Source organism: Micromonospora sp. NPDC050397, assembly GCF_044901685.1.
Taxonomy (GTDB): domain Bacteria; phylum Actinomycetota; class Actinomycetes; order Mycobacteriales; family Micromonosporaceae; genus Micromonospora_G.
In genome coordinates this window covers 591,475-612,807 of the sequence record NZ_JBJDPS010000004.1, presented here as the reverse complement: position 1 = coordinate 612,807, position 21,333 = coordinate 591,475, and the positions used below count along the sequence as shown (strand labels likewise).

Here is a 21,333-nt window from a genome sequence, read left to right as displayed (position 1 = left end):
TAACCGGCTGACCCGGGCACGCCCGCCCCAGCCCGCTGCCGGACGGCAGCGCCGGCACCGTCGCCGCCAGACACGTTAGGAAGGGCCCCTTATTAACGCATAGCGTTAATAAGGGGCCCTTCCTTTCATTGCAGCGGTGGGTCAGGCGCTGATTCGGCCGACCCCTGCGCCTGCGGTGACGGCGGCCGGCACGGCCGAGGCCGGGCCGAGCTGGTACGGGTAGTACGTGCTCGGTTCGACCACCGTGCCGGTCGTTTCCGGTACGCCGGAGTTGACGAAGATGTTGTTCCGCTGCACCGCCCGGCCGGGTCCGCTGTCGGCGTACCCGCTGGCGGAGTAGATCGGGAACGGCACGTTCTCGAAGTAGTTCCCCTCCACCAGCACGCCCGCGTTCTCGGTGGACGCGACCGCGTACAGGTCGTTGCCGAGGAAGTAGTTGTTGTAGACGTGCACCGGCTCACCGAAGCGGACCCTCGGATGGCGCTGCCGGGAGTGGTCGAAGAAGTTGTGGTGGATGCTGACCTTGAGATGGCCGATGTCGGTCGAGCCGGCCCCGTCGGAGTGGCTGATCAGCATGCTCTTGTCGGAGTGGTCGAAGTGGTTCCAGGAGACGGTGACGTAGTCGGCGCCCCGGACGATGTCGACCGAGCCGTCCACCGCCCCGGCGAACCGGTTGTGGTCGATCCAGACGTGGTGCGACTCCTGCCCCACGTTGATCGCGTCGTCCTCCGCGTTGGTGAAGTTGATGTTGCGCACGATCACGTTGTACGACCGGTAGAAGTCCAGCCCGCCACCGGTGATCTCGGCGTTGGCACCGACCCCGATGATCGTCTTGTTCGGACGTACGCCCTGCTTGCTGCTGATCCGGATGACTCCCTGCACCCGGATCACCAGCGGACCGATGGTGTCGATGTAGTCCAGGAAGTCGGTGGCGTTGGTGGCGGTCACCACCGGGCCGCCCGCCCCGCCGGTGGTGCCGTTCTGGCCGAGCGCGTTGACGCTGGCAAACCCGTCCGGCTGCCCCGGTACGGGGTTTCCGGTCGGCGGCGGCGTGGTCGGTGCCGGTGTCGTGGGGGCGGGCGTGGTCGGGGTGGGGCCGGGCGTGGTCGGTGTCGGCCCGGCGGTGGTGGGCGTCGGGGTCGGGCCGCCGGTCGTCTCCACCAGCACGTCGTCGAAGTGGGCGCTGGCGTAGAAGGTGGCCACCCCGACCTGGCCGGCGGCGTACTGGTTGTCGGAGGCGGTCAGCACCGGGCCGTTCTCCACCCGCCCGGTCAGCGTGCTGCCGCTGACCTGGAGGCTGAGCCCGTACCAGGTGCCGGCGGTGACGGTGACGGCGGCGCTGGCCAGCGTGGTCGCCGTACCGTTGCTCAGCCGTTTGAGTTCGACCGTGTTGTTGCCGCGCAGGGCGAGGTAGTAGTAGCTGGTGGCGGACTGGACCCGGGCGGTGAGCGCGACGAACCGGTTCGCGCCGTTGAACGCGGTCGGCTTGACCCGGGCCCGCACGGTGTAGTCGGTCCAGTTCGTCGCGCCGGCCCGGGACCGGGCGTCGGCGCTGGTGCCGGCCTGGCGCAGCACACCGCTGCCGTCGGTGGCGACGCTCCAACTACCGCCGGAGGCGCTCCAGCCGGCGGCGTCGCCGTCGTCGAAGTTGTCGCCGAACAGGGTGGCCGCGCGCGCCGAGCCGCCGGTGACGACGAGCGCGGAGACCACCAGGAGGAGGGCGAGCAGCGCTCCGCCGAGCGCGGTCGGGTACGGCACGGGGCGTCGGTACGGGTTCATCGGCTCAGCCCAGCTTTCCCACCCCGGCACCGGCCGGGACGATGGTCGGGATGTCGGCGGCGGGGTCGAGCCGGTAGCCGTAGTACGTGCTCGGCTCGGTGACCGTGCCCCGGGTCTCGATCGGGTGGTTGCAGTCGACCAGGACGTTGCCCCGCTCGACGATCCGGCCCAGGTCGCCGCTGAACTCGACCCGTCCCGGGTTGTTGACGCTGTAGAAGTAGTTCCCCTCGACCAGCACGCCCGCGTCGTACGTGGACGCGACCCCGTAGCTGTTGTCGTAGTAGTAGTTGTTGTAGACGTGGGTGAGGTTGGAGAACCGCACCCGGGGGTGCCGCTGGTCGGAGCGGTTGAAGTAGTTGTGGTGGTAGGTGACCCGCAGCCGGCCGATGTCCTGCGCCCCGGCGTCCTCGTCGTGCGAGAGCAGCAGGGTCTTGTCGTGGTCGTGGAAGTTGTTCCAGGAGACCGTGACGAAGTCGGAGCCGCGCTTGATGTCCACCGCGCCGTCGTCGCCGTTGGAGAACTCGTTGTGGTCGATCCAGACGTGGTGGCTGAACATCTGCACGTTCAGCAGGTCGTCGGTCGCCCCGGTCAGGTGCAGGTTACGGATGATCACGTTGTGCACCGCGTCCGGCGGCGGCGAGGTGACCGTGTCGCTGACCGGCAGGCCGATGTTGAGCCCGCCGCCGGAGAGGGTGGCGGTGGCGCCCACGCCGACGATCGTCTTGTCCGAGGTGACGTTGTGCATGCCGTCGCTGGTGCCGGTGGGCAGGGTGATCGTGCCGACCACCTGGATGACGTACGGGCCGGGGCGGGCGATGTAGTCGAGGAACTGGGCCGTGGTGGACGCGGTGACCACCGGCCCGCCCGCACCACCGGTGGTGCCGTTCTGACCGAGCGCGTTGACGCTGGCGAAGCCGTCCGCCGGCCCGGCGACCGGGGTGGTCGGGGTGCCGGTCGGCGCGGGTGTGGTCGGCGTCGGGGTGGCCGGCGTCGGTCCCGGTGTGGTCGGCGTCGGCGTGGACGGGGTCGGTCCGGGTGGCCCGGACTCGACCGCCACGTCGTCGAAGTTCGCCGCGGCGTACCGGCCGAAGAGGCCGATCTGCCCGTTGGCGAACTGGCCGTCGGTGGCGGTGAGCGCAGCGCCGCCGTTGACCCGTCCGGTCAGGGTGCCGCCGCTGACCTGGAGGCTGAGCGCGTACCAGGTGCCGACGGTGACCGGCAGCGCCGCGCTGGCCAGGATGGTGTGGCTGCCGGCGGCGGCCTTGCCGAGCACGGCCGCGCCGTCACCGCGTACGCCCAGGTAGTAGTAGCTGCTACTGCCCTGCGCCCGGGCGACGACGCCGGCCAGCCGGTCGCCGGCACCGAAGGCGGTGGGCTTCACCCGGGCGGTGACCGTGTAGTTGGTCCAGCTCACGGTGCCGGCCCGGACCCGCGCGTCCGCGCCGGTGCCGGCCTGGCGGAGCACGCCGCTGCCGTCGGTGACGACGCTCCAGGAACCGCCGGAGGCGCTCCAACCGTTGTGGTTGCCGTCGTCGAAGGTGTCGCCGAACAGCGGTGCCGCCTGCGCGGCGCCGGTGCTGGCGACCAGGGCGGCGGCGAGCGCGGCGGCCAGTCCGGCCGCGGCCAGCGCGGACCAGCGTGGGGCTCGGGTCGGTGGGGTGGTGGGGGTGGGTGCGGTCACGGTTCCGCCTTCCGGGTGGTGGGCCGCCCGGCGCGGGGCGCCAGCCGTCGGCCCGCCCGGGACGCGGCCGTCGACGGCCGTCGGGGCGCGCTGCGGGCAGGCCGGAGCCGGCCACCGGGTCGGCGGCGGGTCCGCGCCGGGCGGGTCACGACTGATGCGGTACGGGGCTGCGCGAGGTGGCTGACAGGCGCGATGCGGTACGGGGCCGACGCCGGGGGAACGTCGCCCTTTGCTCGGTAAGATCCTGAGGAAAGCGCTTTCCTGTGTGGCCCACCATAGAAACTTATTTCCACCCTGTCAATGAGTGATGTCGATGCACTGACGCCCGACGAGACCGTCCATACCGGACGAACGCGGTCCACGCACTCGACCTATTTGGCTGGACGTACGTCCAGTAGAACGAGGGCCCGAACCGGTCGACGCTGCTTTACTTCGACGGGTTGTCGATCATGGACGGTCCCGCGCCCGTCCCGTCGGCGACCAGCACCACCGTCCGCACCTCACTGGAGGAACATGTGAAACCGCTCGTCAGCCGACTCCTGGCCGGCTGCCTGCTCGCCGCCGCCGCACTCCTGGTCGCACCCGGCACCGCGCTCGCCGACCAGCCGCAGACCACCATCGTCAACCAGGCCCAGCAGCGCTGCCTGCAGGCCAACTTCGACGAGGTGCTACCCAGCCTGTGCGACGAGAACGCATGGCTCAACAACTGGAGGTTCGAGCCGGTCCCGGGAGCCCCCGCCGACCGGAAGTTCGTCCAGCCCCGGACCACGCCCGAGTGCCTGGACACCAACGGCGACCGGGCGTACGTCATCGCCTGCAACGGCGGCACCCACCAGCAGTGGTACGTCACCAACTTCACCGCGCCGGGCAACCAGCCGGCGATGGGCCTGGTCGGCATCCGGATCAGGAACGTGGCGACCGGCGTCTGCCTGGACAACCCCTCGAAGAACTTCGGCGGGTCACGGATCGCCGTCAACCGCTCCTGCAACGACGGCCCGTACCAGCAGTGGAACATCACCTGGACCGCGTGGGTCGAGCTGGGCACGACCGCCCCGGTCCCCGGGCACAGTGGCATGACCTGGGCCAACCTCGAACAGCGTACGGCCGATCTGGTGCACGTCGGCTCCAACGCGATCACCAACCCGTACCTCGGTGACGCACCCTCGACCGTCTCGGTCCCCATCCTCTGCCTGCGTCGCGACGGACGCCCGGCGCCGGCCGGCGTACCCGTCGCCGGGATGCACACCTGGGCGTACGGCGAGGTCAAGCTCACCCCGTCGGTACGCGGCAGCGAACTGACCTCCTTGGCCCGGGCGGACCAGATCTGTGCCACGAACTTCGGCGCCGGCTGGCGGATGGCGGAGTTCCACGACGGTGGCGGATGGTCCTTCTGGGCCAACGGCAACCTCCCCGTCGGCGGCCGGTTCTGGGTGGCGATCAACGACAGCCCGGCCAACCCCTGGAACTGACCCCGCCGAGGGAGGACGGGCGGGGACGGAGTTCACCTCGAAGTGCTTGCGCTTTCAACTAAATCGGGCAACCATCACTGAGTCGTACATCGATATCTCGGGAGGTTGCTCATGAACCGGACGACAGCCAGGATCGGTCGCGCGGTGATCGCGTCGGCGATCGTCGCCGGCGGGATCGGCGTCGCGGCCGCGCCCGCGGCGGCGGCGCCGCACTCCGGCCTCGTCTTCTACAGCGGAACCTTCACCACGCCCGTCCTGCACGTCCCGGCCCCGACCGGCAAGTGCGCGGCGCTGCCCGCGACCGCGGACAGCCACGCCGGTTACAGCGGCTTCGACAACGTCACGTTCTACCGGACCACGGACTGCACCGGGCAGGCGACCGGCGTGGGCACGCTGCGCACGTACGGCGCCGGGCAGTACAAGAGCTTCTACGCCAACTGACCCCGAAACGGCGGGCCGGGCGCGGACCTCACCGCGCCCGGCCCGCCCTCCGCGTGCCGTCGACCGGTCAGCGGTTGCGGCGCCCGGGGACGACCGGCTGGTCCGGGTCGGCCGGCGGGTTCTCCTCGCCCTGGTCCGGGTTCGCCGACCGGTCCGGGTTCGCCGGCTGGTTCGGGTGACCGTCGGCGCCGTACGCGATCAGGGTGCTCGGCGGGACAAACTCCGTCTTCGGCTTGCCCTTCAGGGCCGTCGCCATGGCGTGCGCGACCGCGTCGACAACCTTCGACGCCACCGCCGAGCCGACCGAGTCACCGGGGTCGTCCGGGTTGGCGGCGATCGCCGCCATGGCCAGCTCCGGGGTGAAGCCGACAAACGTCTCGGTGGCGTTCTCCTCCGAGCTACCGGTCTTGCCGGCGACCGGCCGACCACCGAGGATGCCCGAGACACCGGTCGCGGTGCCGCCGTCGCAGGCACCGAAGCTCGACTGCTGGCCGACCGGGCAACGGGCGGCGTCGGTCGCCGCGTGGGCGATGTCGGCGTCCAGCACCCGGTTGCAGCTCGGCCCGATGCCGGCGACCTCCTTGCCGTCCGGGCCGGTGATCGAGTTGACCGGCAACGGCTTGCAGTAGACGCCCTCCGCCCCCAGCGTCGCGTACGCGTTGGCCAGGTCGAGCGGGGTGGTCGAGGCGACGCCCAGGGTGAAGGCGCCCCAGTCCTCGGCGCTCTCCTTGGCCCGGTCGGCGTCGGACCCGGCCCGGAACTGGATGCCCAGCCGCTGCGCCATCTCCACCGCCTTCTCGGCGCCGACCTGCTGCTCCAGCCAGACGAAGTAGGTGTTGACCGACCGGCCGAAGCCGGTCCACATGGTCCGGTAGCCGTCCATCCAGTCCGGGTTGGCGTTCTCCGGACACCAGAAGCCGTCGCAGCTGTTCGGCCCGTGGTCGGGATAGTCGCTGTGGAACTGCGCCGGGGAGTTGAAGCCGGTGTCCAGACTGCGCCCGTTCTCCAGCGCGGCGAGCATGGTGAACATCTTGAACGTCGAGCCGGCCTGGTAACCGTCGATCGCGCCACCACCGGCGATCAACTGGTTCACCGTGTTGGGGTAGTTCTGCTGGCCGTTCGGGTTGGCGTCGAGGCTGTAGTGCCGGTTCACCGCCAGCGCCAACACCCGTCCGCTACCGGGCTGCACCGCCGCCATCGGCACCGCGCGCTTGTTGTCGTAGCCGTACACGGTCAGGGTCTGCGCCAACGCGGCGGCCTGGATCTTCGGGTCGAGCGAGGTCACGATGGTGTAGCCGCCCCGGCGCAGCGCCTGCTGCCGCTCCTCGACGGTCGCGCCGAACGCCGGCTGGGCGTTCCACCACTGCCGGAAGTAGTCGCAGAAGAAGCCCCAGTCGCCGTGCCCGGAGGTCATCGCGCCGCAGTCGTTCGGCGCCTGGGTCGGGTGCAGGGCCAGCGGCTCGGCGGCGATCCGCTTCGCCTCGTCGTCGGTGATCATCTTCAGCTTCGCCATCGCGCCCAGCACGTACGACCGCCGGTCCAGCGCCGCCTGCTTGTCGCCGCTGATCGGGTTGTCCGCGTCGGGCGACTGCACCAGGCCGGCGAGCAGCGACGCCTCGCCAAGGGTCAGCGTCGACGCGGGCTTGCCGAAGTAACGCTGGCTGGCGGCGGCGATCCCGTACGCGCCCGCGCCGAAGTACGCGATGTTCAGGTACCGGTCCAGGATCTCCTGCTTGGAGAGCTTCTTCTCCAGGGCGACCGCGTACCGCATCTCCTGGATCTTGCGGCCCTTGGTCTCGGCGGTGGCCGCGGCCCGCTGCTCGGGCGTCAGATTCGGGTCTGACTTGAGCACGTTGCGCACGTACTGCATGGTCAGCGTCGAGGCGCCCTGCTCGACCCCGCCGTTCTTCGAGTTCGCCACGAACGCCCGCACCACGCCGCGCAGGTCCACCCCGCCGTGCTCGTAGAACCGGGTGTCCTCGGCCGCGACGATGGCCTGCTGCATGCTGGTGGCGATCTCGGTGATCGGGACGTCGACCCGGTTCTCGTCGTAGAACGTGGTCAACAGCGTCTTGCCGTCGTTGGCGTACAGGTACGAGCGCTGCGCCGTCGCCGGGACCCGCAGGTCCGCCGGCAGGTCCTCGTACGCCCCGCTGGCCGCCTTGAACACAACACCGGCGAGCGCGCCGGCCGGCAGTGCCGAGGCGGCGAGCACCGCACCGGCCAGTACGCCGTACAGCAGCAGCCGTCCTACCTTGCCAAATCGGGTCCGATCGTCCGTCACCGGTCAACATTGCCTGCGCCGCGATGGCGCATCACCAGCCGGTAACCGATCGTTAGCAAAGTCACGGCCGCTATCAAGGTTCCGTACAGCTTCGAACCGGACACCCCGCCCGAGCGGTGGCAAAGCACACCCGGGGCGGGGAACGCGGACGGCGCACCCGGGCCTGTGACAGGCTCTGCGCATGGACGACAGCACGATTCTGAGCCGGATCAACGAACTGGTCGAGGAGGAGCACAAGCTCCGCGCCCAGGAACAGGCCAACCACAAGACCACCGACGAGGAGCGCGCCCGGCTCCGCAGCCTGGAGGAGTCCCTGGACCAGTGCTGGGACCTGCTCCGCCGCCGCCGCGCCGCCCGGACCGCCGGCAACGACCCGGAGACGGTGGGCGACCGCGGCAAGAACGAGGTGGAGAGCTACCTCCAGTAACTGTCGCCGAGGCGGCGTGTCCAGCCCGCGCCGCAGCGGCGGGTCGGCGCAGCGCCGGGCCGGGCCGGTCGGCCCACCCGGCGCTGGCCGCGCCGGTTCAACGTACGCCCGCCTCCCCGAGCAGTCGGCTGGTCAGCCCCTCCGGGTCGATCAACCCGCCGGGCAGCCCCCGGGCGGCGAACCAGTTCGACACCACCCGTACGTCCCGGGCCAGGAACTCCCGTCCCTGCGGGTTGGCCACCACGTCGACCACCTGTGGCAGGTCGATCAGGACCAACCGCCCCTCGTGCACCAGCAGGTTGTACGGCGACAGGTCCCCGTGTGCCAGCCCGGCCCGGGCCAGCACGGTCAGCGCGTCCAGCAGTTGGTCCCAGAGACCGCGCAGCTCGGCAGGTTCCGGGCGCACCTGGGCCAGCCGGGGCGCGGCCATCCCCTCCTCGGCGTCGCCGACGAACTCCAGCATCAGCTCGGTGCCGATCAACTGGACCGGGTACGGCACCGCCACACTGCCCACTTCCTGGCTCACCTGCCAGAGCCGGACCAGCGCGTCGAACTCGGCGGCGGCCCACTGACCGGCGATCATCTGCCGGCCGAACGCGGTACGCCCCTCCATCGCCCGGTTCTCCCGGGACCGCCGCACCCGGCGCCCCTCCAGGTAACCGGCGTCGCGGTGGAAGAGCCGGTGCTCGGCGTCCCGGTAGCGCTTCGCCGCGAGCAGGCAGGACCGGTCGCTGCCCGGCACCTGACGCCGGACCAGGTGCACGTCGGCTTCCTTGCCGGTCTTCAGTACGCCCAGTTCGAGGTCGACCGCGGCCAGCTCGGTGACCAGCCAGTCCGGATACGGCTTCGGCCCGTGCACCGCCTGGTCCCAGCTCGACCAGCGGTCGCCGGTGTCGGGCGTGTCGGTGTCGGCGTTGGTGTCGAACGCGGCCGGCGTGGCATGCCGGGACCGCTTCAGGAACTGTGGTTCGTCGTCGTCGAAGCGACGGTTGCGGCGCTCCCGCGCCGATGGGACCTGGTCGTACTCACGCAAGGTAGGAATCCCTCGATCGAGATGGAAGAAGGCGGGTATGGGCGCACGACAACGACAGCCATGACTCGACCTCCTCCTCTTCTCGACCCGGGACGTGCCGGGTACGCGGGCGCGACCCGCACATGTTCACCGGCCGACGGTGCGGCCGTCAACCGAATAACCAGCGCCCGGCGGTCAGCCGGCGAGGACGGCGGAGACGGCCGGGATCAGGCCGTCGGCGGTCCGGGTGGGAGCGAAGCGCGACTCCATCCAACTCCGGCCCCGGTGCAGCCAGACGCTGGGCAGGCCGACCGCCGCGGCGCCGCCGATGTCGGCCTCGGGGCTGTCGCCGACCACCCACGAGCCGCGTAACTGCATCCGCACCCGCTGGGCGGCGAGCACGAAGATGCGCGGGTTCGGCTTGCTGACGCCGGCCTCCTCGGAGATGACCCAGTCGGCCACGTACCGGTCGAGTCCGGTCCGCCGGATGATCGCGTCCTGCTGGCGTACGGCGCCGTTGCTCACCACCACCGGCACCCAGCCCGCGTCGTCGGCGATCCGTAACGCGCAGGCGATCAGCGGATCGAGCCGGGTGTGCTCCACCACCCCGTCGTGCAACGACTCGACCAGGTCGATCGACGGCGTACGCAACCGGTAACGGTCGCGGATGGCGTCCGCCACGTCCCACCGGTCGGTCAGGCCGTCCGCGTCGATGGAGAGCAGCCAGTCGATGTCCGTCTCGGGCGCCCCGATTTCGGCCAGGAAACGCTGCCCCCAGGCGCGGAACGGTCCCGCCCGGTCGAGCAGGGTGTTGTCCAGGTCGAGGAGCAGCAGTGGCACTCGCGCACCCTACGGGAACCGGGGCGTCCGACAACAGACCCCACGTGTTAACAGCCCTTCCCCATTTGCTGTGCGGCGAATCAGGCGGTGAGCAGGGCGCGTTCGCCGCCCAGATCGGGTCGGCGGTCGGCGAGCATCCGGTGGGTCGACCGGACCCGGACCAGTTCCACCGGATCGAACACCGCGACGACAACCGCCTCACCGTCGTCGTCGGCCCGTACCAGCGGACGGCCCTCCGGGTCGTACAGCGCGGCACCGCCGTTGAACCGCCACGGGTCGCTGCCGCCGACCGAGTTGGCGAAGGCGACGTACATGGTGTTGTCCAGCGCGCGGGCGGCGTAGTAGAGGTCACGCCGGTGCTCGGAGCCGGTCAGGTAGCCGCTCGGGCAGAGGTAACCGTGGACCCGGTCGGCGGCGGCGGCGCGGGCGTGTTCCGGGAAGCAGCCGTCGTAACAGACCCCGAGGCCGAGCCGCCAGCCGTCGACCAGCAGGGTCGCGCCCCGCTCGCCGGGTGTGAACAGCTCGGGCTCGTCCGGCCCCCAGAGGTGCTGCTTCTGGTACGCGGCGTGGGCCGTACCGGTGCGGTCGAGCACCACCGACGAACAGGTGCGGCGGTGGTCGGTGTGCCGTACCGAGGCACCGACGACCACGACGACCCGCCGGTCGCGGGCGGCGGCCCGCAGCGGCTCCAGCCGGGGGTCGTCGATCCGGCCGCCGTCGTCGGCGGCCAGGTCGGTCCCGGCCGGGTCGGCCCGCAGGGCGGGCGGATGGTACGCGGGCAGGAACAGCTCCGGGAGCACGACCAGCGTCGCGCCCTCGTCGGCGGCCTGGCGCACCAGTCGGGCGGCGGTGGTCGTGTTGCCGGGCAGATCGCCCGGTACGGGCTCGGCCTGGACCGCGGCGACCGTCAGCGGGCCGGGCGGCGCGTCGGGGGTGGTCACGACCGGGAGCCTATCCGTCCCGTAAGCAAGCCGTACGTACGGTTTGCAATGGCCGGCGGTACCTGACACGATCGAGACGTGCCCAGAGTGAGCCAGGACCAGCTCGACGCTCGCCGCCACGAGATCCTCGCGGCGGCGCGGGCCTGTTTCGCCAGGTACGGATACGAGGGTGCCACAGTCCGCCGCCTGGAAGAAGCAACCGGCCTCTCCCGTGGCGCGATCTTCCACCACTTCCGGGACAAGGACTCGCTTTTCCTCGCCGTCGCCGAGGACGACGCGGTGGCGATGGTCTCCACCGTGGCCCGCAACGGTCTGGTCCAGGTGATGCGGGACCTGCTGGCCAGCGCCAGTTCCCCGGAGACCGCCGGCTGGCTGGGCAGCCAGCTCGAGGTGTCCCGCCGGCTGCGTACCGACCCGGAGTTCGCCAAGCGCTGGGCCGAACGCTCGGCCGCGATCGCCACGGCCACCCGGGACCGGCTGGTCCGGCAGCGCGACGCCGGGGTGCTGCGCGACGACGTACCGATCGACGGGCTGGCCCAGTTCCTCGAGCTGGCGTACGACGGGTTGGTGCTGCACCTGGCCATGGGACGACCGGCCGGCGACCTCGGCCCCGTGCTGGACCTGGTCGAGGAGGCGGTACGTCGACCCGCGGGCGGCGGTGCCGCACACTAGGGAGCCCTGATCTCCCCGACACGGCGAGGAGAAGCCCCCGATGCGGCACGTCCCTCTCTTCATCTGGTACTACCTCGGCACCGCCGCGATCGTCTTCGTCGGCGCGCTGGTACACCGGCGACGCGTCCTGGACCAACCCTCCGAGCTGCGGCTGGACGAGATCACCCCGGCCCAGGCCGGCTACCTCGACAGCGGCGAGCGGCTGGCGGTCTACTCCGCCCTGGCGGCCCTGCGCCGGGTCGACGCCGTCGGGGTGACCGCCGACCGACGGCTCACCGTCACCGGCCCCCTGCCGCCGGGCGCGAGCCGGCTCGACCAGGCGGTGTACGCCGCAGCCGGCACCGGCCTGTCCCAGCAGTGGCTGCGGGCCGACCCGGCGGTCCAGGGCGCCGTGGTGGAACTGCGGCAGGGGCTGGAACGAGCCGGCCTGCTACTCGGCCGGGAGGTACGCCGGTCCGCCCGTGGCGGCGCCTGGCTGATGCTGGTCCTGCTGGCGGTCGGTGCCGCCCGGCTGGGCATCGGGATCGGCCAGGGCGCACCGGTCGGCTACCTCTGGCTGGCGCTGGCCCTGGTCGGGGCGGCGTACCTGGCGCTGATCGCCCGCATCCCCCGCCGCAGCCTGACCGCCAGCGCCATCCTCGTCCAACTCCGGCGCGCCAACCGCAAGCTCGCCCCGGCGGCCCGACCGGACCTGCGCGAGCAGGACCCGGACGCGGTCGCGATGGCCGTCGCGCTGTACGGCGTCGGGGTCATCTCGACGCTCGACCCCGAGATGGCACGGGAGGCCGACGACGAGCGCCGGTCGGCGTACTCCGGTCCGACCGGCGACGCCGGCTCCGCCAGCCCCTCCCACTCGTACGGCGACCACACCACCGGCGACAGCGGGAGCGGTGGCTGCGGGGGCGGCAGCGGTTGCGGGGGCGGCGGCGGGAGCTGAGACGCGGGTGGTGGCGATGCTGTTCCACAATGGGCGCATGCTGATCGATGCCGCGGCACCTGCGGATACCTGGGGGATCTCGGGGCCGACCTTCCTCTTCCTGTACCTGGCCGCCGCCGGTCTGTTGATCCTCGCGGCCGTGGTGCAACGCTCCGTCGTCTTCGCCGGCCGGCGGGAGTTGGCGTCGCGTCAACTGACGCCGGAGCAGGCCGCCTACCTCAACGGCGGGGAGCAGCTCGCCATCTACGCCGCACTCGGTGGGCTGCGCGCCGCGGGTTCGATCGACACCACCCCCGGCCACTCCCTGACCACCTCCGGCCCGATGCCGACCGGAGCCACCCCACTCGACCAGGCCGTCTACAACGCGGCCGGGCAGCGGATCCGCCCCCGTAACCTGGCCACCAACCACTGGGTGCGGTCCGCCCTGCAGGACCTGCGGCGGCAGCTCGAACACGACGGGCTGACGCCGACCACCGAACAGCGCCGGGCGGCCCGTTTCTTCCCGCTGCTCCTGCTCGGCCTGCTCGCGCTCGGTGCGGTCCGGCTCGTCGCCGGGATCGCCGGTGACAAGGCGGTGCTCTTCCTCGTCCTGGTGCTCGCCGTGCTCTCCGTGATCACGCTGGTGCTGCTGTTCAAGGTGCCGAAGCAGACCCGGGCGGCGCGCGGCGCCGTACGGTCGCTGCGCGGCCAGCACACCCACCTCAACCCCTCCTCCTCCCCGGCCTACGACACCTACGGCGCCACCAGCGCCGCGATGGGCGTCGCGCTCTTCGGCGGTGCCGCCCTCTACAGCCTCGACCCCGGTTTCGCCGACCAGGCCGAGGTGCAGCGCAATCTCGCCAGTGGCGGCAACAGCGGCGGCGGCTCCGACGGTGGTGGCGGCAGCGGTGGCGACGGGGGCGGCGGAGGTTGCGGGGGCGGCGGTTGCGGCGGAGGCTGCGGCGGATGAGCCTGCCCGCGTACGGCGTCGGCATCGGTTGGCGACCGGAGATCTCCGGTTTTGTCGCCGAACTGCCCGGACTCCGCTTTGTCGAGGTCGTCGCCGAGACGGTCGGTGCCACCGGACCGGCTCCGGAGGCGCTGACCGCCCTGCGCCAGCGCGGGGCGGCGGTCGTACCGCACGGCGTACGGCTCTCCCTCGGTGGCGCCGAACCGGTCGAGCCGGCCCGGGTGACGCACCTCGCCCGGGTCGCCGAACTGCTCGGCGCCCCCCTGGTCAGCGAGCACATCGCCTTCGTCCGGGCCGGTGGGGTCGAGGCCGGTCACCTGCTGCCGGTGCCGCGTACCCGCGACGCGGTGGACGCGCTGGTGGAGAACATCGGCCGGACCCAGGCCGAGTTGCCGGTGCCGCTCGCGCTCGAACCGATCGCCGCGCTCTTCGACTGGCCGGACGACGAGTTGGACGAGGGGGACTTCCTCACCGAGATCCTCGACCGGACCGGCGCGCTGCTCCTGCTCGACGTCGCGAACGTCTACGCCAACGCCCGCAACCGGGGCACCGACCCGGTCGACCTGCTCGACCGGCTGCCGCTGGACCGGGTCGCGTACGTGCACGTCGCGGGTGGGGCCGAGCACGACGGCATCTACCACGACACGCACACCGACCCGGTCCCCGCCCCGGTGCTCGACCTGGTCGGCGAACTCTGCGCCCGGCACCGGCCACCGGCGCTCCTGCTCGAACGGGACGGCCACTACCCGCCGGCGCAGGTGTTGCGCGACGAACTCGACGCGATCGCCGCCGCCTCCGGCTACCCGGCCGTCACGTGAGCGCCGACGGGCCGACCGGTCGGGAGCGGCTCGCCGCCCGGCAGGCGGAACTGGTGGCGACCCTGGTCTCCGGCGCCTCGGTGCCGGACGGGTTCGACCGCCGGCTGGTCGGCGTGGCCCGGGTCGCGCTGCTGAACAAGCGGGCCGGCGACGTGGCCCGCCACTGGCCGATGCTCGTCACCTCACTCGGTGCCGGGTGGCGGCCGACCTTCCACGCCTGGGCCGCCGCCCGGCCGACCAACGGCTCGCTGCGGGACGGCTGGGACCTGGGCCGGGAGTTGGCGGCCGACGGTCGGCTGGCGCCCGCGGCGGCCGAGGAGTTGGCCGTACGGGAGGCGAGCTGGCGCTACGACGGCGCCTCGGCGCCCGCCCGTCGGCGTGTACCGGCGCTGGGTCGGGCCGGCGGCGCGCTGGTGCTCCAGGTGGCCGGCCGGGTCCGCCTGCTGCGCCCCGGCCGGCGCGGGTAGCGGCGCCCGGCCCGGACGGTCCGGGGCGGTCGGGGGCGACGGACACGGGTGGCAGCCACGGTCGCCGGTACGGCAGGATCATGGACATGGATCTGGGACTCGCTGACCGGGTGTACCTGCTGACCGGTGCCTCGAACGGACTCGGCCTCGCCACCGCCGAGCAACTGGTGGCGGAGGGCGCGCGGGTGGTGATCGCCGCCCGGGACGCCGACCGGGTGGCCTCGGCCGTCGAACGGCTGGGCGGGGCCGCGCACGCGACCGGGCTGGCCGCGACGCTGGCCGACCCGGACATCGCGCAGCGCCTGGTCGACGCGGCCCACGAGCACTTCGGCCGGGTCGACGGCGCCCTGATCTCGGTCGGCGGCCCACCGATCGGCACCGCCCACGCGGTGACCGACGAGCAGTGGCGGGAGTCGTTCGAGACGGTCTTCCTCGGCACCGTCCGCGCCATCCGTACGGTCGCCGGGGTGCTGCCCGACGGCGGCGCGATCGGCCTGGTGCTCTCCAGCTCGGTCCGGGTGCCGATCACCAACCTGGGCATCTCGAACGGGCTGCGCCCCGGACTGGCCGCCGTGGCAAAGGAGATGTCGGACGAGTTCGGCCCGCGCGGCGTACGTTTTGTCAGCCTGCTTCCGGGGCGGATCATGACCGACCGGAACCGCCAGATCTTCGCCGCCAGCGACGACCCGGTACGGGCCAGGGCGGACGTGGAGTCGGCGATCCCGATGCGCCGGCTGGGCGAGCCCGCCGAGTTCGGTCGGGTCGCCGCGTTCGCCCTCTCCCCCGCCGCGAGTTACCTGACCGGGGTGACCATCCCGGTCGACGGTGGCGCCCTGCGCGGGATCTGACGTGCCACCGCGCCCGAGGACCGTCGGCCCGGTCAACCGGCTCGCCGCCGAGGTGGACGGACTGCCGGCAGCGGAGCCGGCCACGCAGAAGCCCGGGTCGAGTCGACCGACCCGGGCCGAGCTGGCGCTCGCGTACGGGCGGACCATCCCCGACCTGATCGCGCCCGGACTGGACGTGCTCTTCTGCGGCATCAACCCGGGGCTCTACTCGGCGGCGATCGGTCGGCACTTCGGCCGTCCGGGCAACCGGTTCTGGCCGGCGCTGCACCGCAGCGGCTTCACGCCGCGACTGTTGGGCCCGACCGACCAGGAGGAGTTGCTCGCCTGCGGGCTCGGCGTGACCGACCTGGTGGAGCGGGCCACCGCCCGGGCCGACGAACTCACCCCGGCCGAACTCGTCGAGGGTGCGCGCCGGCTGCGGGCGAAGGTCCGGCGCCACCGACCGGCCTGGGTGGCGGTGGTCGGGGTGACCGCCTACCGGGTCGCGTTCGAACGACGCGGTGCCGCGCTCGGACCGCAGCCGGAGGGGCTGGCCGGGGCCGGGCTCTGGGTGCTGCCGAACCCGAGCGGGCTCAACGCCCACTACACCCCGGACCGGCTGGCCGAGACCTTCGCCGAGCTACGCGCGGTGGTACGGGCGCGACCGTCGCGCCCGACCGACGAGGCTCACTCCGGGTCGTACTCGCGCCGGGCCACGGTGGTCACCGGTTCCGGCCCGACCACGTCCAGGTAGGGCTTCGGCGAGTCGGCGACCGCGAACTGGGTGCGGTACAGCTCGGCGTAGAGCCCGCCGACCGCGACCAGTTCCTCGTGCCGACCCCGCTCGACGATCCGGCCGTGGTCGAGCACCAGGATCTGGTCGGCGTCGCGCACGGTGGAGAGCCGGTGCGCGATCACCAGCGCGGTACGCCCGGTCAGCGCCACCGCCAGCGCGCGCTGCACCGCCGCCTCGGACTCGGAGTCGAGGTGCGCGGTGGCCTCGTCGAGGATGACGATGGACGGTGCCTTGAGCAGCAGCCGGGCGATCGCGATCCGTTGTTTCTCGCCGCCGGAGAAGCGGTAACCACGCTCGCCGACCAGGGTGTCGAGCCCCTCGGGCAGGGCCCGGACGAGTTCCTCCACCTGGGCACCGCGCAACGCCGCCCAGAGTTCGTCGTCGGTCGCGTCCGGCTTGGCGTACCGGAGGTTCTCGGCGATCGTCTCGTGGAACAGGTGGGAGTCCTGGGTGACCACACCGATCTCGTCGCGCAGCGAGTCGAAGGTGGCGTCCCGGACGTCGACGCCGCCGACGCGTACGGCGCCGTCGGTCACGTCGTAGACCCGGGAGACCAGCATCGAGGTGGTGGACTTGCCGGCACCGGAGGGCCCGACCAGCGCCACCATCTGGCCCGGCTCGACGGTGAAGGAGACCCCGCGCAGCACCGGCTCGGAGACCGTACGGTCGAGCGCGGCGACCTCCTCCAGCGAGGCGAGGGAGACCTCGGCGGCGCTGGGGTAGCGGAACCGTACGTCGCGGAACTCCAGCCGGCCGGAACCGCTCGGGATGGCCACCGCGTCCGGCTTCTCCTCGATCGCCGGCTTCAGGTCGAGCACCTCGAAGACCCGGTCGAAGGAGACCAGTGCGCTCATCACGTCGACCCGGACGTTGGAGAGCGCGGTCAGCGGGCCGTAGAGGCGGGTGAGCAGCAGGGCGAGGGTGACGACCGTACCGGCGCTGACCGAGCCGTTGACCGCGAGCCAGCCGCCGAGGCCGTAGGTGAGCGCCTGGGCCAGCGAGGCGACGAGGAGCATCGCCACGAAGAAGGTGCGGGAGTACATGGCGGTCTGCACCCCGATGTCGCGTACCCGCTCGGCCCGTTCGGCGAACCGGCCGGCCTCGACCTCGGGCTTGCCGAAGAGCTTGACCAGCAGCGCGCCGGAGACGCCGAACCGCTCGGTCATGGTGGCGTTCATCCGGGCGTCGAGGTTGTACGCCTCCCGGGTGATCTCGGCCAGCCGCTTGCCCACCCGGCGGGCCGGGATGACGAAGATCGGCAGGAGCAGCAGCGAGAGCACGGTGATCTGCCAGGAGAGGGTGAACATCACGACGGCGGTGAGCACCAGTTGGATGATGTTGCTGACCACGCCGGAGAGGGTCGAGGTGAACGCCCGCTGGGCGCCCTGCACGTCGTTGTTGAGCCGACTGACCAGCGCACCGGTCTGGGTACGGGTGAAGAACTGCAACGGCATCCGCTGGACGTGGTCGTAGACCCGGGTGCGCAGGTCGAGGATGATGCCCTCGCCGATCCGGGCCGAGTACCACCGCTGCACCAGCGAGAACAGCGCGTCGACCACGGCGAGCCCGGCGATGAACAGCGCCAGCCGGACGACCGCCCCACCCGCCTCCGAACCGCCCGCGGTGATCGTGTTGATCACGTCGCCGGCCAGCACCGGCGTGGCGACGCCGATCACGGCGGCGAGGACCACGGTCACCAGGAAGACCAGGATGTCCCGCCGGTACGGCCGGGCGAAGGCGACGATCCTGCGGGTGGCTCCCCGACTGAGCTGATGGCTCCGGACCTCGTCCCGGCTCCGCATCGAGCGCAGTGTGCTCCACCCGCCCATGCCGCCGCCCGCCATCGGGTTCGACACCCGTCACCTCCGTGTCGCTAATTGTCGCCGGAGCGGTCCGATCCGATTCTCCACGACCCTTAAGTCAACCCGAGAGGTAAGTTATCTCTTCCCGACGACTCCTTACAATTTCCTTATTTATTCGCCGCGCCCCGTCAGATCGCCTATACGTCGCATCTGGGCCTCACGTTCTGCCCGTTGCTGCTCCACCGGCGAACGCCCGGCGGCGCCGGCCAGCAGCGCCTTGATCTCGATCACCGCGTTGCGGTCCCCGGCCAGTACCGCCGCCGTCAGGTCGGCCACCGCGCCGTCCAGGTCGCCCCGGGGTACGACCACGGTGGCGAGCCCCATCCGCTGCGCCTCGGTCGCGTCCAGCCGTCGGCCGGTCACGCAGATCTCCAGCGCACGCGCGTAACCGACCAGGTCGACCAGGCGCTTCGTCCCGGCCAGGTCCGGGACCAGCCCGAGCGTCACCTCGGCCATCGCCAGACTCGCGTCGTCGGCGAGCACCCGCAGGTCACAGGCGAGCGCGAGCTGGAAGCCAGCACCGATCGCGTGCCCCTGCACGACGGCCACGGAGATCAGGTCGGGGCGGTGCAGCCAGGTGAAGGCCGCCTGGAAGCCGGCGATCCGGTCGTCTGCCTGGTCGGCCGGCAACGCCGCCAACTCGGCGAACGAGTCCGGCCCGCCGGCACCGGCGACGGCTCGGTCGAGGCCGGCCGAGAACGCCCGACCCTCGCCGCGTACGACCACCACGCGCACGTCGCCGGGCAGGTCACGAGCGAAGTCGCGCATGGCCCGCCACATCGCGGGCGTCTGCGCGTTGAGCACGTCGGGCCGGCACAACGTCACCGTCGCCACCGGCCCGTCGCAAACGAGCCGCACCCCGCCGTCAGCGGTCACCATCGGTCCCCACTGCGAGGGGCGCGGGCCAGGCTGAGAAGCGGGTCACGCCTTCTTCCGACGGCGAGCTCCGCCGCGCTGGCGCAACTGAACGCCGGACTCCGTGAGCACCCGGTGGATGAACCCATAGGAACGGCCGGTCGAGGCCGCCAGGGCGCGGATGCTCTCGCCGGACGTGTACCGCTTGACCAAGTCCTTGGCGAGCGTCTGACGCTCGGCTCCGACGATCCGGCGACCCTTCTCAGTGCTGGTGGCTGTGCCGGTGGCTGCCATGTTGATTCCTCACGTCCCAGACTGTGCGGTTCGATACGGTCCCACCTATTAGACCGCCTCGAACGATCATGCGCCAGATATCAACTCTTCGCCAACCGACACGCACAGCAGTGTCAATTTCCCGATTCAGCGATTGCGCGCTGAGGGAAAGCCCTCATCAGGGGCAGGATGTTGGTTTCGGTGTATGTCCGGACGGTCGCAACCTGTGACCGTCCGGACGTGATTCGACGGTGGACGGTCCCACCCGGACGCCCACCGGTACGTGAGACCGACTCAAGCCAGCTCCACCAATTCGAGCAGGTCGTCGCTCCAGGCGTCCTCGTCACCGTCGGGCAGCAGGATCGCCCGGTCCGGCTTGAGTGCCAGCACCGCGCCCGGATCGTGGGTGACCAGCACGATCGCGCCGGGATAACGGGCGATCGCGTCCAGCACCTGCTCCCGGCTGACCGGGTCGAGGTTGTTGGTGGGCTCGTCGAGCAGCAGCACGTTCGCGCCGGAGCAGACCAGCGTGGCCAGCGCCAACCGGGTCTTCTCACCGCCGGAGAGCACCCCGGCCGGCTTCTCCACGTCGTCGCCGGAAAAGAGGAAGGCGCCGAGGATCTTGCGCAGTTCGGTGTCCGACTGCTCGAACGCGGCACTGCGCATGTGGTCCAGCACGCTTCGCTCCACGTCGAGCGTCTCGTGCTCCTGGGCGTAATAACCCAGGCGCAACCCGTGCCCCGGGCGGACCTCCCCGGTGTCCGGTTTCAACAACCCGCCGAGCATTCGCAGCAGGGTGGTCTTGCCGGCACCGTTGAGCCCCAGGATCGCCACCCGGGAACCCCGGTCGACCGCCACGTTGACGTCGGTGAAGATCTCCAGCGAGCCGTACGACTTGGACAGGCCGGCGGCGGTCAACGGGGTCTTGCCGCACGGGGCCGGGCTCGGGAACCGTACCTTCGCCACCTTGTCCGCGACCCGGGTCTCCTCCAGGCCGGTCAGGAGCTTCTCGGCCCGACGGGCCATGTTCTGGGCGGCCACCGTCTTGGTCGCCTTGGCCCGCATCTTGTCCGCCTGCGCCATCAGCGCGCCGGCCTTCTTCTCCGCGTTGGCCCGCTCCCGGCGCCGCCGACGCTCGTCGGTCTCCCGCTGCTCCTGGTACGTCTTCCAACCCACGTTGTAGACGTCGACCACCGAACGGGTGGCGTCCAGGAACCACACCTTGTTGACCACGGCCTCCAACAGCGAGGCATCGTGACTGATAACGATCAGCCCGCCCTTGTGCCCGGCGAGGAAGCCGCGCAGCCAGGTGATCGAGTCCGCGTCGAGGTGGTTGGTCGGTTCGTCGAGCAGCAGGATGCCGCCGTTGTTCTCGGCCGCGTCCCGGAACAGGATCCGGGCCAGCTCGATCCGGCGCCGCTGGCCACCGGAGAGCGTGCCGATCGTCTGCGCCAGCACCCGGTCGGGCAGGCCGAGATTGGCGCAGATCCGGGCCGCCTCGGCTTCGGCGGCGTAGCCACCGAGGGAGGCGAACTGGTCCTCCAGCGCGCCGTAACGGCGGACCAACCGGTCGTCCGGGGAGGTCGCGAGCTTCGCCTCGATCTCCGCCATTTGCGCCATGAGCACATCAAGACCACGGGCGGAGAGCACCCGGTCCCGCGCGGTGACCTCCAGATCACCCGTACGCGGGTCCTGCGGCAGGTAACCCACCGCGCCCCGGCGGTCGATCTCGCCGGAATACGGCTGCCCCTCACCGGCGAGCACCTTCAGCGTGGTGGTCTTGCCCGCGCCGTTGCGCCCGACCAGACCGATCCGGTCACCCGGCTGGACCCGCAGGGTCGTGTCGGAGAGCAGGATCCGCGCGCCCGCGCGCAGTTCCAGGCCGGAAACAGTGATCATTCGTGGGACTCACTCTCGGGGTCGAAGGCTGACTCAGGCACAAAGACGCGCCGGTGGGGACGCGGTCCCCCCGGCGCGGGGCGGTTCAGCCTTCGCAGAGCAGC

Annotated in this window: 20 protein-coding genes; 10 read left to right on the top strand and 10 right to left on the bottom strand. The window is 71.6% G+C overall.

What is annotated here, in order from left to right; genetic code table 11:
* Positions 1 to 141 precede the first annotated feature (141 nt).
* Both ACI2K4_RS18400 and ACI2K4_RS18395 read right to left on the bottom strand, forming a co-directional pair.
* Entirely contained in the window at positions 142 to 1,779 is a 1,638-nt protein-coding gene (locus ACI2K4_RS18400) for a pectate lyase (RefSeq protein WP_404512807.1), read from the bottom strand.
* Positions 1,780 to 1,783: 4 nt separating this feature from the next.
* Positions 1,784 to 3,460, bottom strand: coding sequence for a pectate lyase (locus ACI2K4_RS18395; protein ID WP_404512805.1), 1,677 nt, complete (start codon positions 3,458 to 3,460; stop codon positions 1,784 to 1,786).
* Between the two features lie 449 nt (positions 3,461 to 3,909).
* Here ACI2K4_RS18395 and ACI2K4_RS18390 point away from each other — a divergent pair, with 449 nt between their 5' ends.
* The gene (locus tag ACI2K4_RS18390) at positions 3,910 to 4,929 is read left to right on the top strand and encodes an RICIN domain-containing protein (RefSeq protein WP_404512803.1); all 1,020 of its coding nucleotides are present in this window, start codon (positions 3,910 to 3,912) and stop codon (positions 4,927 to 4,929) included.
* Between the two features lie 111 nt (positions 4,930 to 5,040).
* Positions 5,041 to 5,370, top strand: a complete 330-nt coding sequence (locus ACI2K4_RS18385) for a hypothetical protein (RefSeq protein WP_404512801.1) — start codon at positions 5,041 to 5,043, stop codon at positions 5,368 to 5,370.
* A gap of 67 nt (positions 5,371 to 5,437) precedes the next feature.
* Here ACI2K4_RS18385 and ACI2K4_RS18380 read toward each other — a convergent pair whose 3' ends face one another.
* Positions 5,438 to 7,654 (bottom strand): transglycosylase domain-containing protein, encoded by a 2,217-nt coding sequence (locus ACI2K4_RS18380; RefSeq protein ID WP_404512799.1) that lies wholly within the window; start codon positions 7,652 to 7,654, stop codon positions 5,438 to 5,440.
* Between the two features lie 181 nt (positions 7,655 to 7,835).
* Between ACI2K4_RS18380 and ACI2K4_RS18375 the strand changes: the two genes are divergently transcribed.
* Positions 7,836 to 8,081, top strand: coding sequence for a DUF2630 family protein (locus tag ACI2K4_RS18375; RefSeq protein WP_404512797.1), 246 nt, complete (start codon positions 7,836 to 7,838; stop codon positions 8,079 to 8,081).
* Between the two features lie 97 nt (positions 8,082 to 8,178).
* Here ACI2K4_RS18375 and ACI2K4_RS18370 read toward each other — a convergent pair whose 3' ends face one another.
* The 3 genes from ACI2K4_RS18370 to ACI2K4_RS18360 all read right to left on the bottom strand — a co-directional run bounded on the left by ACI2K4_RS18370 (position 8,179) and on the right by ACI2K4_RS18360 (position 10,874).
* Positions 8,179 to 9,114, bottom strand: a complete 936-nt coding sequence (locus ACI2K4_RS18370) for a serine protein kinase RIO (protein WP_404512795.1) — start codon at positions 9,112 to 9,114, stop codon at positions 8,179 to 8,181.
* Positions 9,115 to 9,288: 174 nt separating this feature from the next.
* Positions 9,289 to 9,933, bottom strand: coding sequence for an HAD family hydrolase (locus ACI2K4_RS18365; protein ID WP_404512793.1), 645 nt, complete (start codon positions 9,931 to 9,933; stop codon positions 9,289 to 9,291).
* Between the two features lie 80 nt (positions 9,934 to 10,013).
* Complete coding sequence (locus tag ACI2K4_RS18360) at positions 10,014 to 10,874, bottom strand: carbon-nitrogen hydrolase family protein (RefSeq protein ID WP_404512791.1); 861 nt, start codon at positions 10,872 to 10,874, stop codon at positions 10,014 to 10,016.
* A 78-nt stretch (positions 10,875 to 10,952) separates the two neighbouring features.
* Between ACI2K4_RS18360 and ACI2K4_RS18355 the strand changes: the two genes are divergently transcribed.
* From ACI2K4_RS18355 to mug, 7 genes are all read left to right on the top strand, one after another.
* Entirely contained in the window at positions 10,953 to 11,546 is a 594-nt protein-coding gene (locus ACI2K4_RS18355; RefSeq protein WP_404512789.1) for a TetR/AcrR family transcriptional regulator, read from the top strand.
* Between the two features lie 40 nt (positions 11,547 to 11,586).
* Positions 11,587 to 12,483, top strand: coding sequence for a TIGR04222 domain-containing membrane protein (locus tag ACI2K4_RS18350; protein ID WP_404512787.1), 897 nt, complete (start codon positions 11,587 to 11,589; stop codon positions 12,481 to 12,483).
* A gap of 37 nt (positions 12,484 to 12,520) precedes the next feature.
* Positions 12,521 to 13,432: a TIGR04222 domain-containing membrane protein gene (locus ACI2K4_RS18345; protein WP_404512785.1), complete on the top strand. Its 912-nt coding sequence runs from the start codon at positions 12,521 to 12,523 to the stop codon at positions 13,430 to 13,432.
* The gene (locus ACI2K4_RS18340; protein ID WP_404512783.1) at positions 13,429 to 14,250 is read left to right on the top strand and encodes a DUF692 domain-containing protein; all 822 of its coding nucleotides are present in this window, start codon (positions 13,429 to 13,431) and stop codon (positions 14,248 to 14,250) included. Before ACI2K4_RS18345 ends, ACI2K4_RS18340 begins: the two co-directional genes overlap by 4 nt.
* On the top strand, positions 14,247 to 14,717 hold the full coding sequence (locus tag ACI2K4_RS18335; RefSeq protein ID WP_404512781.1) for a hypothetical protein: 471 nt from the start codon (positions 14,247 to 14,249) through the stop codon (positions 14,715 to 14,717). Before ACI2K4_RS18340 ends, ACI2K4_RS18335 begins: the two co-directional genes overlap by 4 nt.
* Positions 14,718 to 14,803: 86 nt before the next feature.
* A complete protein-coding gene (locus ACI2K4_RS18330) occupies positions 14,804 to 15,565 on the top strand; it encodes an SDR family oxidoreductase (RefSeq protein ID WP_404512779.1) in 762 nt (253 codons plus the stop codon).
* A gap of 1 nt (position 15,566) precedes the next feature.
* Positions 15,567 to 16,298 (top strand): G/U mismatch-specific DNA glycosylase, encoded by a 732-nt coding sequence (gene mug / locus ACI2K4_RS18325; protein ID WP_404512777.1) that lies wholly within the window; start codon positions 15,567 to 15,569, stop codon positions 16,296 to 16,298.
* Here the strand turns inward: mug and ACI2K4_RS18320 are convergent.
* From ACI2K4_RS18320 to ACI2K4_RS18305, 4 genes are all read right to left on the bottom strand, one after another.
* On the bottom strand, positions 16,232 to 18,184 hold the full coding sequence (locus ACI2K4_RS18320; protein ID WP_404512987.1) for an ABC transporter ATP-binding protein: 1,953 nt from the start codon (positions 18,182 to 18,184) through the stop codon (positions 16,232 to 16,234). The two genes, mug and ACI2K4_RS18320, sit on opposite strands and share 67 nt — an antisense overlap.
* Positions 18,185 to 18,313: 129 nt before the next feature.
* Positions 18,314 to 19,078: an enoyl-CoA hydratase/isomerase family protein gene (locus ACI2K4_RS18315; RefSeq protein ID WP_404512986.1), complete on the bottom strand. Its 765-nt coding sequence runs from the start codon at positions 19,076 to 19,078 to the stop codon at positions 18,314 to 18,316.
* 45 nt (positions 19,079 to 19,123) lie between these two features.
* Complete coding sequence (locus tag ACI2K4_RS18310; RefSeq protein WP_007462679.1) at positions 19,124 to 19,351, bottom strand: helix-turn-helix domain-containing protein; 228 nt, start codon at positions 19,349 to 19,351, stop codon at positions 19,124 to 19,126.
* Between the two features lie 273 nt (positions 19,352 to 19,624).
* A complete protein-coding gene (locus tag ACI2K4_RS18305) occupies positions 19,625 to 21,229 on the bottom strand; it encodes an ABC-F family ATP-binding cassette domain-containing protein (RefSeq protein ID WP_404512774.1) in 1,605 nt (534 codons plus the stop codon).
* Positions 21,230 to 21,333: the final 104 nt, after the last annotated feature.

Excerpts from the sequence above, each read along its gene's own strand:
- ACI2K4_RS18330 (WP_404512779.1), top strand. The coding sequence starts at position 14,804 with ATGGATCTGGGACTCGCTGACCGGGTGTACCTGCTGACCGGTGCCTCG.
- ACI2K4_RS18390 (WP_404512803.1), top strand. The coding sequence starts at position 3,910 with ATGGACGGTCCCGCGCCCGTCCCGTCGGCGACCAGCACCACCGTCCGC.
- ACI2K4_RS18310 (WP_007462679.1), bottom strand. The coding sequence starts at position 19,351 with ATGGCAGCCACCGGCACAGCCACCAGCACTGAGAAGGGTCGCCGGATC.
- ACI2K4_RS18345 (WP_404512785.1), top strand. The coding sequence starts at position 12,521 with ATGCTGATCGATGCCGCGGCACCTGCGGATACCTGGGGGATCTCGGGG.
- ACI2K4_RS18400 (WP_404512807.1), bottom strand. The coding sequence starts at position 1,779 with ATGAACCCGTACCGACGCCCCGTGCCGTACCCGACCGCGCTCGGCGGA.
- ACI2K4_RS18305 (WP_404512774.1), bottom strand. The coding sequence starts at position 21,229 with ATGATCACTGTTTCCGGCCTGGAACTGCGCGCGGGCGCGCGGATCCTG.
- ACI2K4_RS18375 (WP_404512797.1), top strand. The coding sequence starts at position 7,836 with ATGGACGACAGCACGATTCTGAGCCGGATCAACGAACTGGTCGAGGAG.
- ACI2K4_RS18320 (WP_404512987.1), bottom strand. The coding sequence starts at position 18,184 with ATGGCGGGCGGCGGCATGGGCGGGTGGAGCACACTGCGCTCGATGCGG.
- ACI2K4_RS18385 (WP_404512801.1), top strand. The coding sequence starts at position 5,041 with ATGAACCGGACGACAGCCAGGATCGGTCGCGCGGTGATCGCGTCGGCG.
- ACI2K4_RS18340 (WP_404512783.1), top strand. The coding sequence starts at position 13,429 with ATGAGCCTGCCCGCGTACGGCGTCGGCATCGGTTGGCGACCGGAGATC.
- ACI2K4_RS18350 (WP_404512787.1), top strand. The coding sequence starts at position 11,587 with ATGCGGCACGTCCCTCTCTTCATCTGGTACTACCTCGGCACCGCCGCG.